This is a genomic window from Microbulbifer sp. NBRC 101763 (assembly GCF_040371615.1).
Lineage (GTDB): Bacteria > Pseudomonadota > Gammaproteobacteria > Pseudomonadales > Cellvibrionaceae > Microbulbifer > Microbulbifer variabilis.
Window position 1 is genome coordinate 931,298 of sequence record NZ_BAABQV010000001.1, and the last position, 15,743, is coordinate 947,040.

The following is a 15,743-nucleotide window of genomic DNA, read 5'->3' on the forward strand; positions in this document are numbered from 1 at the left end:
CCTTGTAGGTGAATGCGTAGTTTTACTGGTAAGGTTTCACGCGCCAACCGCATTCATAAAAATTTGATCTATGAATAGTGGAAATTGCGCCTATAAATTAGCGGTATGTCGAAATGGCTGTTTAGAATGCCGTAATTCCAACAATTAGCGAGAGGCCCAGGGTATGACGGAACGAGTCCAAATCGGTAATCTGCAAATCGCACCGGAACTATACAATCTGGTTAGCGAGGAGGTGATTCCAGGAACCGGGGTCGATGCCGATAAATTCTGGGGTGGGCTCGATGCCATCGTCCGTGATCTGGCGCCAGTTAACCGCGAATTACTGCAAAAGCGTGATGAACTCCAGGAAACCCTGGATCGTTGGTACACAGAGAACCCCGAGGGTGTTCGCGACCTGGAAGGGTATCGTGAATACTTGCGTGAAATTGGCTACCTGGTAGATGAGCCTGCTGATTTTGCCGCTACTACCGAAAATGTCGACGAAGAGATTGCCACTCTTGCGGGGCCACAGTTGGTGGTGCCGGTGATGAATGCCCGTTACGCACTCAATGCAGCCAATGCCCGCTGGGGCAGCTTGTATGATGCCCTGTACGGCACTGACGTGATCAGCGAAGAGGGCGGTGCGGAAAAAGGCACCGAATACAACCCTGTACGGGGTGCCAAAGTTATTGAGTTTGCTCGCAACTTCCTGGATCAGTCTGCTCCACTTACCTGCGGCAGCCACAAAGATGCTGTGCAGTACCGCGTAAATGGCTCCCTGCTGGAAGTGGTACTGGCGAATGGTGATATCGCCACCGTCAAAGATGGTAAACAGTTTGTCGGTTATCGCGGTGACAGCGAAGAGCCCAGTTGTATTCTGCTTAAACAGCACGGCTTGCACTTTGAAGTTCAGGTAGATCGGGAAAGCCCTGTCGGTAAGACTGACGATGCTGGTGTAAAAGATGTGCTGCTGGAATCTGCTTTGACCACCATTATGGACTGCGAAGATTCCGTTGCCGCGGTCGATGCCGAGGATAAGGTTGTCGTTTATCGTAACTGGCTCGGCCTTATGCGAGGAGACCTGAAAGAAACCATTAATAAAGGTGGCAAGACCTTTGAGCGTAATTTGAATGCCGACCGTGAGTACACTACTCCAAATGGCAATCAGTTAACTTTGCCAGGTCGCAGCCTCATGTTTGTACGCAATGTCGGCCACCTGATGACTAATGATGCTGTTTTATTTGGTGATGGCCAGGAGATTCCTGAAGGCATCCTTGATGGCATGATTACCAGCCTGATCGCGCTACACGATCTACGCGGCGATGGAGAGATTAAGAACTCCCGTACCGGTAGTATCTATATCGTGAAACCAAAGATGCATGGTCCGGAAGAAGTGGCTTTTGCCAACATCCTGTTCAACCGTATTGAAGATGTCCTTGGCCTACCGCGTTTCACTGTAAAAATGGGCATTATGGATGAGGAGCGTCGTACCACGGTAAACCTGAAATCCTGTATTGCCGAAGCTAAAGAGCGTGTGGTATTTATCAATACCGGCTTCCTCGATCGCACTGGCGATGAAATCCATACCTCAATGCTTGCTGGTCCGATGATTCGTAAAGGCGATATGAAACAGTCTACCTGGATCAATGCCTATGAAGAGTGGAATGTAGATGTTGGTTTAAACTGCGGCTTAAAGGGCCGGGCTCAAATCGGTAAGGGAATGTGGCCAATACCTGACCAAATGTCAGCTATGATGCACGCCAAGCTTGCCCATCCCATGGCCGGTGCCAATACTGCCTGGGTTCCCTCTCCAACTGCCGCGACACTGCACGCATTGCATTACCACAAGGTAGATGTAAACCGCCGTCAAGAAGAAATCCAGCATCGCCATCACGCCAAGCTGGAAGATATCCTTACCGTACCCGTGGCTAATAATACCAATTGGAGCGCCAAAGAGATTCAGCTAGAGCTGGATAATAACGCCCAGGGGATACTTGGTTATGTTGTACGTTGGGTAGAACAGGGTGTAGGTTGTTCCAAAGTACCGGATATCAACGATGTTGGCCTGATGGAAGACCGCGCAACTCTGCGTATTTCCTCCCAACATATTGCCAACTGGTTGAAACATGGCATTGTTAGTGAGAAGCAGGTGCGAGAAACCATGGAGCGTATGGCAGCGATAGTAGATCGCCAAAATGCGGGTGATTCCAACTACAATAATATGGCCCCTGACTTCGATAAAAGCATTGCCTTTCAAGCTGCTTGTGAATTGGTTTTTGAGGGTTGTGCGCAGCCTAATGGTTATACTGAGCCGGTTCTGCATCGTCGCAGGCGGGAATTTAAGGCTCTAAATGCATGATGATTTTGCTGCAAGACCCCTTAAGGGGTCTTTTTACTGGTCAAATCATTATGAAATCAAATCTAGCGCATACTTTAACGAGCTAAGGCGGTCGTCAGTACCCTCCTCTCTATGGGGAAGTTGATAAGAAATACCTACTAGACAAGGAAAGGGGTGCAGAGGTAACTGACGTAAGATCGTATATCCCGGGAATCTAGCAATTAGCCTTCCGGGAGACATTTACTAAAATACTGAATGAATTAGTATTTTATTTGACATATATAGATCTTGGAGACAGTGATTATAAGTTGGGTAAGCTATAGTTATTCTATAATTTTGGGATAAAAACAGTTCCGTAATTTAAAAACACCCAAATAATAAGAGAGCCTTCAATTTATTTATTTGTAATATATACATATAGAATACGTGCTAACCGAAAAAATCACATTTCATTAAGGTCAGCTGAATTAGAGTTACGAAATAGTTTCCAACAATATCAGTTTAAAAAATGATATCTATCAAAGTTGGTGTGTTGTTCAAGACACCAAGTAATCTTTAATGAAATGCTTTAAGCTATCAAGTATTATGAAAAGCTTAAGGAGCTACTTGTAGAGAATAATAACCAGGGCTATATAATCTTTCACGTTGAATTCAGGTAGTTTTCTTTATAGTATATTTCAGTTTCTGTTGCAAAAAGAGGGGCGCCTCTATAAGTTGCACTTTCCTTAAATTTAGTTTCCTCATAATATTGGCTAGAGGATGCTCGAGCAATATTTTGTAGAGAAGCCAAGCCTTAAGGAGGGTTTTCGGAGTTCTTAGTGTTTTATTTTCCCTGCTTTATAGTTAGGTGTTTAATTAAACATGGAGGATGTTTTGATGTTTCCTGGATTGATTCGGTGTTTAAGAACTGTATTTTTAATTAATTTTTTTTCTGCATCTATTTTTTTCAATATAGCAATTGCGGAGTCGATTATTGATCCACCAAAGAACCCATTCTTGGCTGATTCTCCCTGGCCGATGAGCCATAGAAATCCCTACAACCAGGGGTCTTCATATTTAAAAGGTATAGAGTTGGATGATATTGCAAGCCTTCAAAAGGAGCTCTCTGAAACGATACCTGTTCCAATTATCCTTGCTTACTCTCCAATCTATGAAGTAAATGGTAAGAGAGTGGTTTGGGGAAGTACACTTGGATCTGTTTTTAAAATGGACATGAGTGGAAATCAGATAAATAGGATTGATACAAAGTTAAAAGATGAAATGACAGGAGGGCTCTCTGGTGCATATGTCCTTGTGGATAAAGATTACAAATTTTATGTGCCGGATGGCTCAAGTTTGTTGGTTTATGGGGATGCAATAAAGGGCGACCCAGGATCGGGTATAAATCTATATAAAAAGTTTGATATACCTGAGGAGCTTTTGACTGCTGAGAGTGAAGTAATTGTTGGGATGAATATGACTTACGATGGTTATATTTGTCTCGCAACCTCCAAAGGGTTGGTATTGGTAATCAATAGAAGTCTAGATAAGTTCTATCATACAAAGGTTGATGAAGGTGAGGAGGTATCAAACTCAATCTCTATAGATGAAGAAGGAGGTATCTATGTTGTTTCCAGTAAAAAGATGTATCGATTTCAGTGGTCTGGAGATAGGGTGAGCGCCGACGAAGGAAAAGGAGCCTGGAAGGCAGCCTATGAAGCTGGGGGAGAGACACCTTGGCCGGGTCGACTGGGAATTGGTTCCGGCTCCACGCCCACATTAATGAATGCGGGTAATGATAAGCTGATAGTGTTTACTGATGGTCAGGAGCTTATGAATCTGGTGGTGATGTGGCGAGACCAGATACCGATGGATTGGAAACCGATTTCTGAAGAGAAAGATAGAAGAATTGCAGCGGAAATTCCTATTACTTTTGGTAATCCCAATGCGACAAGGAGTATATCTGAGCAATCGGTCTTGGTTCGAGGTGATCGAGCAGTTGTTGTTAATAATGACTATGGCTGGGATTTTTCGCGATTGCCGGGTGTTCCCCAAAGGCTTACGGTGTTGTTTTCTAATTTCCCTGAGAATGCCCCCTATGGTATCGAGCAATTTCATTGGAATTCTTACAGTCGCAGTTTGAGTAGTCTTTGGGCGAATAAAGAAATAAGCTGTCCTAATGGCGTGCCGACCATGAGCGAATCCTCTAATTTAGTTTACTGTTGGGGGCAGCGACAGGGTATGTGGACACTAGAGGCTGTGAATTGGGATACGGGTGACAGTGTGTTTCATATTCCGTTAGGATATCGAGAGAAATATAATAGTGTTTATTCAGCTGCTCAAATTGGGGGTAAGGGCGAAATAGTATCGGGTACTTTTGGAGGTGTAGTTCGTCTGCAAACTTCTAAATATTAAAGTGCTGATCAGCCCCACTTCCTCTTAAAGTAAGTAGGGTTGATCTTATCTCGTAAATACACATTTAGGTAAATAAAGCTGGCCTTAATATCATATTCCCATTAGGTATAGTGGTTTAGAGTTGATCTAACATTTATCGGTTTTTCCGGAAGTGTTCTGTCTGGCCAAATTCAGTTTACAACCCTCTCCCCAGATGCTTTTCCACCTTCAAGTGTGGCTATCGGTATGCGGCCATTACACTTTTTACTCTGGTAGTGCAATCATTATAGTAATGTACTAGAGGCTGCTTCATAACTAGCAATCGACCATTCTCGCACACTCTCGGAGTAAAAAGACAAGTAGTTGTGAGCCGATTCAAGTCAGAGTTGGCCCGACGATCAGTGGAAAGTAATTCATCCTTGCCTTCCCCAGCTAAAACGTGGGAAGGGTGGCGCGAAACCCATTGATAACCGAGCCTGTTTTGAAGGTATTTTATGGGTTTTGAGCTTATGCGCAAGAAGGAAAGAGCCTCCCTCTTATTATCTATCATCGAGTGCTTGCTGGAGATGGCTTCAATTTTGGGAAGAGCAAGTAGCTTGGTTGCAAGCCTTGAGCCAGCAACACTTGGCCGTTGTATTTTCCATTAGTCTAAGGATTGTGCAGAGATTAGAGAAGACCGAAAGTGCTTCCCGGGAGTCAGTAAAATCCATAGCTTCGGCATTTTCCATGGCGCCAGAAGGTATTCTTTTGGTTGAGAAAGAAAAAGAGCCTGTTAAGGAAAAGAGAACGGGGATTGGTGGGTGTATATAAGCATATAGAAATTGCTATTGTGGTTGTTATGTCGACATTTGTATATGCATTATTTAGCACTGCATCACCTATGATGCTAAAAGTAGATGCAATCCCCAACGGTGCTAAATTGGCCTCTTTACACTTGCTAAATGAAGGGGATGTAGAAAGTGAAATACATTTAGATAAATTAATTAAGCTCCTATTATTAGAAGAACAAACACCTGAAGGCCAGCTTCGTGTAGTCGCAAGTATATATGAGTATCAAGAAAGTAATGGCTATGTGAATTTGGCGACTCCTACACTAATTACCTCTTATAATGTCCCGGCAGAAGTTAAGTTTATTGATTCTAGTGGCATGCCATTTAAGGTGGTGATTACGCCGGAGATCTGAGCTGAAAAAGGGGAATATATATTTTGAATGGGTTTAGTCGTCATTGTATTTTAATTTCTCTCATCCCATTGCCTAAGAGTTATATATCCAGTGCTTGCTCTCAGGATTGCATGTCATTATTTATATTGGCATACCTTTTCGCCAAGCGATCATGGAGTATTGGAGTATAAAATTCTGACGTTCTTTGATGACAATCAACCCCCATTGACACTTTATAATACAGTCCATACTTACCATATCTATTTATAAATCCCTGATTTTATTGCTTCCTTATATGCCATACTTCTTCCTGTCAAATAAACAATCCCGTAGTTAATTAGTATTTTGGCGTCATTGAATAAAAAGGCGTAACCGCTATATCGTGAAAATTCTCGGAGATAAAGTTGCACCTGTCTCGTAATGCGAAAGAGTCGATAAAAATTGCGCTGGCTCTGGTAATTGTTTATGCCATTGCAATGGGTATTAATTGGGAGAAACCTTTTTGGGGTGGATTTGCAGTTATTGTGTGTAGCCAAGCAAATCTCGGACAATCCTTAAATCGCGCCATTTTGTGGATCTTGGGGACTCTTTTTGCGCTATTAGGCGGCTGGATAATCGTTGCGTTGTTTCCCCAGGATCGCTGGCTCTTTATGATTGCCCTTTCTACTTGGGTTGCAAGCTGCGTATATTTTCTGCAGAGATCAAAGCACCAATATTTTTGGATGACTTGTGGCTATGTCATCTTATTGTTATGGGATGCGACAGGAGGTGACTTATCAATTTCCTATGAGGAAGGCATTTTACGTATCCAGGAGTCATTGCTTGGTATTATCGTCTATGGCCTAGTCGCTGTGCTGATATGGCCGAATTGTAGCCGTGAAGAACTACATCAAGCCGCGGTTTCCCTACTAGATGCTCACCGCGCATTTGCAGATAGGTGTTTTACAAGGATTCTAGATCGAAAAAAGGTGAAAATTCGTAGAGAAAAGAGAGTTGAACTGTTAAAAGCAGATGCACGCTTACGTACTGCAATTAATGATGCCAGTTCTGACAGTTACGAAATCTGGGAATGCCGTAGGCAGTGGAATCATTTGGGATGTCGTGCAACAGCGGTTACCCAGTCGTTGCTTAAATTAGAAGAAGGTCTGGCTCTATCCAGTGATCTGGGAATAATGAAGTTTCTTCTGGGAATGAAAGACTATTTGGAGGATATGAAGAGCCGATTTAAGAGATTGCGCTTCGCCATTGCTGAAGACCAGTTAGCAGGCAGTGCTCAGGAGAGAGTGATTAGAGGAAATATTGATAAGGTAAAGGAACTATCAACCTCGGAGACCGCGGCAATAGCCGTGACACGACGTTCATTGAATGATCTAGAGGTTGAAACTCGAGCACTAATAAGCTCTGTCAATGATATTAAAAGTTTAGGGAGTTCGTATTTGAAATTCCCTGGTGAAGAGGGCGCATATTGGTTTGGTTTGCTGATGCCTGATCCGGATAGGCTTGCCAATGTTGTTCGTGTGCTTGTTGGTATATGGATTTCCTATCTGGCCTATTTGTTTGTTCCGGATATGATTGGCGGATTGCTAGTTGTATTGTTGATTACAATCATAGCAATCATTGCTGCTGTTAGTCCACAAATTAGATTGTTTGAAACTTGTGCCTACACGATTCTAGTTTGTTTAATGTCTGCGCCATTGTACTTTTTTTTAATGCCCAAGCTTCCTGGGTATTATGCTTTGGGGTCGATGATCTTTGTCTGGACTTTTGTTATCTCTTACTTTGCGAATAAGTATTTTGGCGCTCAATCTATGATAAGGACTTTGGTTCTTATTTTTCCGCAGATCATATTCAATTTTAATAATGATCAAGTTTATAGTTTTGTTGTATATACAAACTATATATTTGTCTTGGCGATAATTTTTTGCATACTAGCTATATCAAGAAATATTCCCTTTTCCTCACACCCAGAGAGAAACTTCAAGAAAAATATAGATAGGCTTCTTGATAGTGCTGCTCGTCTCGTGGTTGAGGGCGATATACAACGTTTAAAAGATCGGTCGATATTCCATCGGCTATATGTCTTATATCATCTTAATATCGTTATGATTTCACATAAGAATATCCTCTATTGGAAAGAGGGAATCAATGAAAAGACTATTAAGGGTATGTCTACTGATCAAATGCGGAGGATTATTGATTTGCTTATGCTGGTCGCCAATCAAGTAGAAATTTTATATGGAATTGATAGGTCAAAAATGAATTTAGTGGCGACAAAAAGAATGCTCCGAGAAGCATTCATATGGCGGTGTCTAGCAGGAAAAATATTTTTTTATTTGTCAGGTAGAAAACGAAGGATTCATATCGATTCATTAAAGAGAGGGTATAGGCGGATATTTGATAGGGCCAACGTCGATGTCGGCGAACTAATGGAGCTTAGAGAGTGTAGCGAACAGTCAAAAGAAGGAGTGTCTAATTTCTTGTATTTTTTGGGTGTTACGCATTGTATTAATAACTATCTGGCTGAATTTTTTCGTTTGTCAGAATCAGTGGACTGGAAATACTTCTGTGAAGAGAGATGCCTCTGAACCGAATAGGTAAAAGTATGGAAAAGGTACCTCACGATGTATCTATAGGTGGGTTTTTTATTTCTCCTGTTCTGGTTGCAGGCGTACTTGGAGTTATAGCGGCATTACTTACAGCTAGGGTTCTGGATCGTTATCGTCTATCTAGATACTTTGCAAATCCGCCAATTGTAGTTATTTCGTTAAGCATAATTTACTCAGTCTTTATTGGGTCGGTATTTGTGGGTATATGAGGGTGAAAAAGCATAGAAAATACATACTGACGGGAGGTATGGTTTTCCTTGCTTTATTTTCGCTGGTTCTCCAGTTCTGGAAATACCTTAATAATCCGTGGACAAGAGATGGGAAAGTCCAAGCGGATATAATTCAGGTTACTCCCAGAGTTTCTGGTCAAGTAGTAGAATTACCAATTCGAGATAACCAGTTTGTCAATGCAGGCGAACTCCTATTCCAAATAGATCCAAGAATCTATGAGGCTGCCTTGGCGGAAGCCCGGGCTCAATATGAAGAGGCAATTGATACCTATAACGCACAAAGGGAAAATATTCTGGCTTATGAAGCCAGACTGCGGGAATCCTCTGCAGCAATAGACCTGGCTCAGAGTAATATCAATGCTCTGGATGCGGAAATCATGAAATCCAGAGCAGAGTTTGAGCGTCAACAGGAATTACTTCCTCAACGTGCCACTTCAGTGCGGTCCCTTCAGGCTGCGCAAGCTGATTATGAATCCTCTGTGGAGTATCGTGCGGGTGCAGAGGCCAGCCTCGCTGAGTCCTTAGCTGTTTTAGAGCAGTCACAAGCAGATTTGGCGAGAGTTCGGGCGCAACTTGGTGCTCTTGGAGCGGATAATCCAGGTGTGCGTGCAGCTCTTGCGATGGTGCGACAAGCTGAACTCAATCTTGAGTACACAACTGTTACTGCACCAGTTTCAGGTTATGTGACAAATCTGGACTTTCGCTATGGTGATCAAGCTGTAGCGAACCAACCGGCACTATCAATAGTAGATGTTAGTACTTACCGAATAGAGGGCTATTTTCGAGAGACCTTTATCCGTCGAATTTCGCCAGGGGATAAGGCAATTGTGACATTGATGGCTTATCCTCATAGGCCCCTCAAGGGTTATGTAGAGAGTATTGGCTGGGGGATAGCGCAGGATGATGGAACTGCTGGTAATGACTTGCTGCCAAGGGTAAACCCAACATTTGAATGGATTCGTCTAGCACAGCGGATTCCTGTGAGAGTTCACTTGACGGAAAGGCCTGAGTCTGTTGATCTTCGTGTTGGGTTTACCAGTTCAGTGCTCATATTGAGCGATACTGCGAGCGCCGAACAAGATGAAGCGGCGCACTCTCCATAACTCCAGCTATATAAGCTCTATAAGCCAACGATTGGCTCTGGGCATTATTTATCTATTTATTGGCAGCGGCTGTATGCTGGGCCCAGACTATGTACCACCTCCCGTAACCATTGAGGATTCATGGGTTTACCAAAATGATAAACGCCTAGATATCCTGGAGGCGGTCAATCCCTTTTGGTGGCAATCGGCTTTCTCTGACCCGGTACTGGATGAGCTTGTAGCCCAAGCAATAGAAAATAATCTGGAGTTAAGATCTGCTGCTCTCAGGGCACTGCAAGCGCAACAGCTTTTGGCTATCGCAATTGGAGATCAATATCCACAAATACAGCAAATTGAAGGGCTTGTGGATCGTTCAAAATACGTTCGCTCGGGAATAACTGGAAACCTACAAAGTGAATATTATCTTAACTTTAATTTAACTTGGGAATTGGATATGTGGGGGCAGCTGAGGCGTTTGGTGAACTCGGCTGCAGCGGATTTTGAAGCTAGTATGGCTGAATATGATGGGCTACTCATTTCTATCATTGCGCAAGTAGCTCAGACATATATCAATATACGCACCGTCAAGCGTCGAATTGAAGTAGCAAGAGAAAATATTCGTATACAGAGAGAAGGTTTAAGAATTGCGGAAGTGAAATTTCAAGCAGGTGAAGTTAGTGCATTGGATGCTGAACAAGCACAAACTTTACTGAGTAATACAGAAGCTACTGTTCCCGGATTGGAAATTATTCTCCAGCAACTAAAAAATACCTTGGCAATACTGCTTGGTATGCCTCCGCATAGTCTGAACGATATACTTTCCGTATCGCCAACGGTACCTCATGTACCCGCAATCACAGCTATTGGTATGCCTCAAGATCTCTTAAGGCAGCGCCCGGATATCCGACAGGCAGAGCGCCTACTTGCTGCTCAGGGGGAACTGATTGGGGTTGCGAGAGCTGAGCTTTACCCAAACTTTTCGATTGGGGGGTTGATCGGAGCGATCGATATCAGAGGGGGGCAGCTTAATGGTAGTAGCGATGCATGGGATATATTTTTGGAATTTGATTGGAATATCTTTAATTATGGACGACTGCGTAATAATGTCCGCTTACAGGATGCAACCTTCCAACAGCTTGTTTCAGACTACCAACAAGTTGTTTTACAAGCGCAGGTGGATGTAGAAAATGCAATAGTTGCTTATCTTAAATCACAAGAGCAACAGGTTTTCTATGAAACGGCTGCTCAGGCATCGAGGGAATCTGTAGACCTCTCATTTACACAATATATAGGTGGAGAAATAGAATTTAATACGGTCATTACAACCTTGGTTTCCAACCTTAATCAGCAGGATATACTTGTTGTCGCACAGGGTGCAGTGGCAACAAGTCTGGTGCAGGTATATTTGTCTCTTGGGGGAGGGTGGCAAATAAATGATGGACTTATGCCTTTAGAATTACTACCAGAGGAAACTATAGAGGATATGCTTAGACGTACTCATTACTGGGATAAGCTTTTAGATTAACTCATTACTATTAATCCAGATTCAGTTGTTTGATTATTCAATTGAGAATGGGCTCACTAACTTTAAAATATAAGATATGTATTCTTGATTATTAATTTAGAAATTTTTAAGCTTGGCTTTTCCGGGTAGTTCTGAGATTTTTTTTGCCCCGACCTGTTGCATTATCTGTGTTAGCTGTGCTTTCAATAGGTAAATTGCATGATCTGCTCCCTCTTTACCTAGTGCACAAACACTGTACATAAAAAAACGACCCAGAAAGCTGAATTGCGCTCCAAGAGAAAGGGCACTTGCTACATCTGCGCCCGACCTAAGCCCACTGTCTATAAGAAGTGGAATCTTACTCTGGTATGTCGTTTTAAGCTCCTGAACTAAGGGTAATGTAGCCTCTCCTTGGTCTAGTTGACGTGCGCCATGATTCGAAATAATCACTCCATCGGCACCTAATGCGATTGCTTTATCAACATCGGGTTTGCTCATAATACCTTTGATGATTAGTTTGTGTGGCCAACGATCTCGAATACTTTTTAAACTGTCAAAATCCAGTGGCCCCATAGTAGCTGTATTCATAAACTCAGTGAGTTCCAATTTCTTGCTCTCTTTGCTCATATATGGAGTAAGGTTCTTGAACTGGGGCAGCCCGTGCACGAGAGTGGCTAAACTCCAATGAGGCCGGATGGCTGCTTGATAGATGTTTTTTAGTGTAAGTTTTGGAGGCATAGCAAGACCATTGTGGAAGTCCCGCGGCCTTAAACCGAAGGTGGGTACATCAACGGTAATTGCTAGATTTTGATATTGAGCTCTCTCCAAGCGCTTAAGAAGATCGGTTAGGATGGAAGGTTCAGTGGGATTATATAGTTGGTACCACGCCATTCCCTGGGTTACTTCCGCTATGCGTTCTAGTGATTCAGAGGATACGGTACTGAGAATGTAAGGAATTTCATGTCTATAGGCAGCATCTGCCAGTATGACAGGAGCATCTGGCCACATTAGTCCCTGGAGACCTACGGGTGCAATTCCAAATGGTGCGCTGTAATGGTAATCAAACAGTTTGCAGCTTATATCCGGCTCAGTCGGCCGCTTGATGTATTGCGGTGTGAATTCGACAGATTTAAAGGGAATTCGATTTCGGCTAAGGCCTATATCATCCATACAGCCTTCAGTGAGGTAGTCATAGGCAAACTTCGGAATTTTCTTTTTAGCTTTCTTCCTTAATCTTTGGCTGCTTGCGAAGTGCCGATTAAATAGTTCATTGATTTGTACCATTTGGTATTTCCTGCCCGGTTATTTCCTTCAGGTTAGCAGTTGAAGTGTGAAGTATTAGTTCTTATTGAATTGCAGGAATCTTGGAGAGTATTAATTGTATCCAGGCTTCCTGTTCTGCTTTCGGTGAAAACATAGAGCATAACTTTAAATGTGCGACCTCAGTTTTCCAGTTTTATCTAACTCGAACCGTTTAAAGTCAGAAGCTAGTTGTAGATTGCCTCTGTATACAGATTGAGCTTCGAGGTATATGTCATTAATTGAGGGAGTTATATCAGCTCTTGATTGGTATCGCGGGCTGAAATGGGTCAAAATCAGGTTGGGTACAGTTGCTTGCTCTGCAAAAGATGCCACCTGCTTGGCACAGCTGTGTCCGACCTTTACAGCTTTTTCAGCCATATCATCAGTAAAAGTAGACTCATGAACGAGAAGGTCACACTCTACGCAGGCTTTTTTTAACAATTCTGGGCTGTCATTATCTCCACAGATCACAATTTTTCTTGGCTTTTGCTTTTGGTGAAGAAACTCTGTAGAAGAGTATTCCCGGCCATTATGGATAATATTAATCCCGGCTCTCAGTTTGCCCCATAAGGGCCCTTGGGGGATGCCTGCTAGACACAATTTTTCGATATCTAAGGAAGCCCGTATTTTTCTCTCGGTAAAACTGTAAGCGTACGAGGGCACCCTGTGGGAAAGTTTAGTCAGGGAAATCATAAACTGTCCTTGGTCCAAGGTAGGTAATTTCTCCGAAGGAAAAAAATTCAACTCAAATGGTAGGTAGAGTTCAGTGCATGCCTGCGTAGATATAAGCCAGTCACGTATAGCCTTTGGTGCTACTACAGTCAGTGGTTTAGCTCTGCCTTGCATCCCCGCACTTGCCAATAGTCCTGGTAGTCCATAGCAATGATCACCATGGACATGGGTGATGAAAATTGCGCTTAGAGAGTTTAAGGACAGGGGAGTATGAAGGATTTGATGTTGAGTTCCCTCACCGCAGTCGATCAGGTACCAGCTTTTACCTTGACTTTCTATTAATGCGACAGCGCTTACGTTTCTGTCCTTTGTGGGAGTACCGGACGATGTACCCAAAAACAATAGTTCCAATGAGCATTTACCTCTGTTGTTGCCCCCAATCATACACACGATGTCAAGTCGGGAAGAGGGAATCATAGTTAGTATATTTGGCGATATCACAGTAACCAAGAAGCTGGGTAATCGGTGTTGACCTAAAGTAAAGTTGAGGTATTAAACTACTTTGCAAAATTGATTGGCAAAGAGGAAATGAGACAAATGACCGCAGAAACACAAAGAATCAACTTGCGAGGTTACTTGGAGCGTATCGGCTATAACCGCATGCCTGCTGTTGATTTACCGACGCTCAAGGGTCTCTTATCCCATCATGTGCGGACAATTCCTTTTGAGAATGTGACATCTTTTTTAGGGGGGGCAGTAGATATTGAAATTTCCGCTATCGAGGATAAGCTCGTACGCCACTTGAGGGGGGGATACTGTTTCGAGCAGAATGCTCTCTTGCGCGCTGCTTTGCAGCAGATAGGCTTTGCAGTTATCGGCCTTGCCGCGCGTGTCCTTTGGCAAACCCCTGTGGGACATCAACCTGCACAATCACACATGATACTGTTGGTAGAAGTAGATGAAGTCCCTTACTTGTTGGATGCAGGGTTTGGCAGTAATACACTCACTGCGCCGATGCGTTTGGATTCCACAGATCTCCAGACTACTCCCCACGGCACTTATCGTTTGACCCGAACAGATAATAGAGATTACCTGTTACAGGTAAAGGTCGAGGGGGTTTGGCAAGCTATGTATAGCTTTGATTTGAGCCCCCGTACGGCTGGTGATTATAAAATCGCCAATTGGTATTGCTGCACCCACCCGGAATCCCGCTTTGTAGAACACTTGATTGCAGCGCGGGCATTTTCCGAGGGGCGACATGCTTTGATCAATCGTCAATTGAGCTACCAGCCGATTATTGGCCCCAAAAGCGTAATAATGCTCGCCAATGTTAAGGAGCTTCGCCGAACTTTGTTGGATGTATTTGGTATTGAGGTGCCGACAGGTGCCGAAGTTGATCGGAGGCTGGCCAGTATTTTTCAGGGGCAGTCTTTCCATCAAGGTACAAAAAACGTCGGTGCAACAATCAGCAGAGTAGCCTCATGATTAAGGTGGGAGTTGTTTACCATTCAGTTTGCGGCACTACCAAGGCACTCGCAGAAGCTGTTGTAAAGGGGGTTAATAATCTAACCGGGTGTGAGGGGATAGCCTTGGCTGTTGAGGGACAGCATATACGGGCAGGGCGCTTCGATAACCAAAGAATAATGGCTCAGTTGGACGAGTGTGAGGCGATTGTGCTGGGTTCGCCAACTTTTATGGGGAATGTTTCAGCGCAATTTAAGTCATTTATAGATGCTGCCAGTGATCGTTACAGTGAGCTTAAATGGGCGGACAAGTTGGCTGCGGGATTTACTATTGGCAGCAACTACAGTGGAGATCAGCTTAATACCATCCAGGCCCTGCAGATATTTTCCTCCCAAATGGGAATGCTCTGGGTCCCTCTCGATATCTTACCTAGTCGGGATATGCAAGGGAGAAATCGAGGTGGTTGCCAGTTGGGTTTGATTGCCGTAGAGGAGAGTGGGGGTGGTATTCATGAGCTGGATCGGCTAACTGCAGTATATTTGGGAGAGCGGGTCGGGCGTGTTGTCTCTAGAGGAAATTATACCGCCAGTATTTCTACGGTCGCTACCCTGCAAAGAGAGGAGGTGGAGAGAGTTTAGAGCCAATTAATTTGGCAGTCTTCTCCTGGGAGTAGTGCTTGAATTTTGGCTACTTGTTACTCATCTATCGACCTACCAAGTGCGAAGGGTTCGTAAATACCTGTGGCGCCATATGCAATTGCAAGTGAACAGCAACCTTTCGCTGCGGGATGCTTCTCCCGCAGCGAAAGGGCTGGGAATCGATTGACCCACCAATAGCATTAGCATCAAGTCTTTTATCTTTTGAATACAGCTTGGGGACTGCATATTTAGCCAACAGTAAATGTAAAAACTATACACTTACAAAGTCGTTATCATATATTTTAACTAATTAATTTAAAAATCCGAGTATTCGGTAATCAGAAGGTAAGGTTGAAGTTATATAGCGAACAAAGGGCGACTATTTGCGCTAGC

General features: G+C 43.5%; 11 protein-coding genes and 1 pseudogene. 10 read left to right on the plus strand and 2 right to left on the minus strand.

All coding sequences use genetic code 11. The features are described 5' to 3' along the window. Positions 1–163: 163 nt before the first annotated feature. The 8 genes and pseudogenes from ABWV76_RS04330 (at position 164) to ABWV76_RS04365 (ending at position 11,295) form a co-directional block, all read left to right on the plus strand. Entirely contained in the window at positions 164–2,338 is a 2,175-nt protein-coding gene (locus tag ABWV76_RS04330) for a malate synthase G (protein ID WP_020415241.1), read from the plus strand. Between the two features lie 840 nt (positions 2,339–3,178). Then, positions 3,179–4,711 (plus strand): hypothetical protein, encoded by a 1,533-nt coding sequence (locus tag ABWV76_RS04335; protein ID WP_353375334.1) that lies wholly within the window; start codon positions 3,179–3,181, stop codon positions 4,709–4,711. Positions 4,712–5,095: 384 nt separating this feature from the next. Further along, a pseudogene (locus tag ABWV76_RS04340) lies at positions 5,096–5,500 on the plus strand (transposase); the annotation flags it as partial. After that, entirely contained in the window at positions 5,442–5,873 is a 432-nt protein-coding gene (locus ABWV76_RS04345) for a hypothetical protein (RefSeq protein ID WP_353375335.1), read from the plus strand. The pseudogene ABWV76_RS04340 and the gene ABWV76_RS04345, both read left to right, overlap by 59 nt. Positions 5,874–6,256: 383 nt before the next feature. Further along, positions 6,257–8,437, plus strand: a complete 2,181-nt coding sequence (locus tag ABWV76_RS04350) for an FUSC family protein (RefSeq protein ID WP_353375336.1) — start codon at positions 6,257–6,259, stop codon at positions 8,435–8,437. A gap of 17 nt (positions 8,438–8,454) precedes the next feature. After that, positions 8,455–8,667, plus strand: a complete 213-nt coding sequence (locus ABWV76_RS04355; RefSeq protein WP_353375337.1) for a DUF1656 domain-containing protein — start codon at positions 8,455–8,457, stop codon at positions 8,665–8,667. Between the two features lie 2 nt (positions 8,668–8,669). Beyond that, positions 8,670–9,791: an HlyD family secretion protein gene (locus ABWV76_RS04360; RefSeq protein ID WP_353375338.1), complete on the plus strand. Its 1,122-nt coding sequence runs from the start codon at positions 8,670–8,672 to the stop codon at positions 9,789–9,791. After that, positions 9,769–11,295 (plus strand): efflux transporter outer membrane subunit, encoded by a 1,527-nt coding sequence (locus ABWV76_RS04365; protein ID WP_353375339.1) that lies wholly within the window; start codon positions 9,769–9,771, stop codon positions 11,293–11,295. Before ABWV76_RS04360 ends, ABWV76_RS04365 begins: the two co-directional genes overlap by 23 nt. Before the next feature lie 96 nt (positions 11,296–11,391). Here the strand turns inward: ABWV76_RS04365 and ABWV76_RS04370 are convergent, their stop codons facing one another. After that, positions 11,392–12,558, minus strand: a complete 1,167-nt coding sequence (locus ABWV76_RS04370) for an alpha-hydroxy acid oxidase (protein WP_353375340.1) — start codon at positions 12,556–12,558, stop codon at positions 11,392–11,394. Positions 12,559–12,702: 144 nt separating this feature from the next. Beyond that, the gene (locus tag ABWV76_RS04375) at positions 12,703–13,659 is read right to left on the minus strand and encodes a ribonuclease Z (RefSeq protein WP_353375341.1); all 957 of its coding nucleotides are present in this window, start codon (positions 13,657–13,659) and stop codon (positions 12,703–12,705) included. A gap of 186 nt (positions 13,660–13,845) precedes the next feature. Here ABWV76_RS04375 and ABWV76_RS04380 point away from each other — a divergent pair, with 186 nt between their 5' ends. Together ABWV76_RS04380 and ABWV76_RS04385 are read left to right on the plus strand one after the other, a co-directional pair. Then, on the plus strand, positions 13,846–14,733 hold the full coding sequence (locus tag ABWV76_RS04380) for an arylamine N-acetyltransferase family protein (protein ID WP_353375342.1): 888 nt from the start codon (positions 13,846–13,848) through the stop codon (positions 14,731–14,733). Continuing rightward, complete coding sequence (locus ABWV76_RS04385; protein ID WP_353375343.1) at positions 14,730–15,350, plus strand: flavodoxin family protein; 621 nt, start codon at positions 14,730–14,732, stop codon at positions 15,348–15,350. The genes ABWV76_RS04380 and ABWV76_RS04385 overlap by 4 nt, the downstream gene beginning before the upstream one ends. Positions 15,351–15,743 lie beyond the last annotated feature (393 nt).